Source organism: Planococcus sp. CAU13, assembly GCF_000775575.1.
In the GTDB taxonomy this organism is placed as follows: Bacteria; Bacillota; Bacilli; order Bacillales_A; family Planococcaceae; genus Planococcus.
On the sequence record NZ_JRGN01000042.1, the window covers coordinates 1 to 770 of the forward strand.

Annotated in this window: 1 protein-coding gene; it reads left to right on the forward strand. The window is 48.8% G+C overall.

Translation table 11 applies throughout. The annotated features are described in order from the left end of the window. Positions 1–50: 50 nt before the first annotated feature. Entirely contained in the window at positions 51–629 is a 579-nt protein-coding gene (gene pgsA, locus KW93_RS01635) for a CDP-diacylglycerol--glycerol-3-phosphate 3-phosphatidyltransferase (protein WP_033541216.1), read from the forward strand. Positions 630–770: the final 141 nt, after the last annotated feature.

The following is a 770-nucleotide window of genomic DNA, read 5'->3' on the forward strand; positions in this document are numbered from 1 at the left end:
TCAGAGCTGAACGGGCGCTGTCGCTTTTCTAGTAAGGAAGGGGAAACAACGTGAATATACCAAATAAAATTACAATTTCACGCGTTTTATTAATACCGGTATTTATGATTTTCATGCTGGTTGATTTTGGCTGGGGAGAAATGACTCTCCTCGGTGCCACACTGCCCGTCAGCCATTTTATCGGTGCATTGATCTTCATCTTTGCATCGCTGACGGACTGGGTGGATGGTTATTACGCCCGGAAATATAATCTGGTGACCACATTCGGGAAATTTTTGGATCCGCTGGCTGACAAATTGCTGGTTTCCGCGGCTTTGATTGTTCTTGTGGAGCTTGGTTTTGCGCCAGCCTGGATTGTCATCATCATCATCAGCCGGGAATTCGCCGTTACCGGCCTGCGCCTCGTGCTGGCCGGGGAAGGCGAAGTAGTCGCTGCCGGTGGCCTGGGCAAGCTGAAGACCACTGCCCAGATTCTGGCAATCGCGTCACTGCTGCTGTATGACATGATTTTCGCTTTAGCCGGTATCCCGTTCGGACTGATCATGCTATATATCGCGCTGATTTTCACCGTTTGGTCCGGCTGGGATTATTTCTACGCAAACCGTAAGGCATTGCTTGCGTCTAAATAAAATAGGGACATTTATAATATATAATTTTTTGAGAAAATGATGATTTCTATAATCATTGCGCTCTAGGCGGACGCTTTCCTCGGGGAGCTGCCTGAGCCTCCTCTCTCGCTGCGAAAAACCGATGCTCCTGCAGCGCTCTGC